The sequence below is a fragment of the Streptomyces sp. NPDC001407 genome, from assembly GCF_042895325.1.
Classification (GTDB): Bacteria; Actinomycetota; Actinomycetes; order Streptomycetales; family Streptomycetaceae; genus Streptomyces.
The window spans coordinates 183,674-184,747 of sequence record NZ_JBIAWF010000016.1; the positions used below are offsets into that span (position 1 = coordinate 183,674).

1 protein-coding gene and 1 pseudogene are annotated in these 1,074 nt (G+C 69.5%); both read right to left on the reverse strand.

The window, feature by feature from the left end; all coding sequences use genetic code 11:
* Positions 1 to 338 precede the first annotated feature (338 nt).
* Entirely contained in the window at positions 339 to 620 is a 282-nt protein-coding gene (locus ACFY1P_RS22720; protein WP_071961969.1) for an HU family DNA-binding protein, read from the reverse strand.
* Positions 621 to 893: 273 nt separating this feature from the next.
* Positions 894 to 1,074 (reverse strand): annotated as a pseudogene (locus tag ACFY1P_RS22725) (NAD-dependent malic enzyme); the annotation flags it as partial.

Here is a 1,074-nt window from a genome sequence, read left to right on the forward strand (position 1 = left end):
TGGGGGTCCGGGGGTCACCCCCGGACAAACACAGCATGCAGAAGCTCAAGGAGCTGGGCGCGAACGTCGAACTCCCCGGCGGCGCAGAGGCCTGACCGGCCTCCCAGGACCGCGTGGAAGCTGACGGCTTCCGGACCGCGCGGGAGCCTGATGCGTCGACAGGCGTGAAGGAGGCGGTCCGTCCTGACGGGCCGTAAGCGCCTGTACGGGCCATTCAAGGCCCGTACAGGCGCTTTTCCATGCCCCCGGCACTCCGGCGGCCCCGTACGGCCCCCACGGGCCCGCAGGCGCCAAAAGGGCGGCCACCCCCAGGGGTGGCCGCCCTTCGCGCTGGGGTCTTACTTGCCCTTGGCGGCTTCCTTGAGCTTGGAGCCCGCGGAGACCTTCACGCTGTAACCGGCAGCGATCTGGATCGGCTCACCCGTCTGCGGGTTGCGAGCCGTGCGAGCGGCACGGTGGGTGCGCTCGAAGGTCAGGAAGCCGGGGATGGTGACCTTCTCGTCGCCCTTGGCGACGATCTCACCGACGGTCTCGGCGAGCGCGGCCAGGACGGCGTCGGCGTCCTTGCGGGTCACCTCGGCGCGGTCGGCCAGCGCGGCCACCAGCTCACTGCGGTTCATGTTGTACTCCCGTGTTCTTCTTGCCAATGAGGCGTGAGATCGAAGCCGATGCTGCCAGGGCCCTCGGACAGTCCCCGGACCCGGGTCTGTTGCCAGACCCTCGCGCCCGGTTACGCATCCTGCCCCCACCAGTGGCGGGAAAGCCAATCCGGCACCCTGGAGAGTCACACGGAAAGCGGCACAGCCTCGGATACAGCCGCATTTCTGCGGCCTGATTTCTGCCCGACACCTTATGGGCAGGTCGCGGGCCCGAAGGCCCGCGACGCGCCGTCGTCAGGCGGTCGTGGTGCCCGTCACAGCCGCACCGGCCGCCTTCGCGGCCTCCCGGACGGCTCCGGCGACGGCTCCGGCGACCTTGTCGTTGAAGACGCTGGGGATGATGTAGTTGGCGTTGAGTTCGTCTTCGGCGACGACGTCGGCGAGGGCGCCTGCGGCGGCGAGCATCATCTCGGTG

Coding starts and splice junctions, on each gene's coding strand:
- ACFY1P_RS22720 (WP_071961969.1), bottom strand. CDS start 620: ATGAACCGCAGTGAGCTGGTGGCCGCGCTGGCCGACCGCGCCGAGGTG.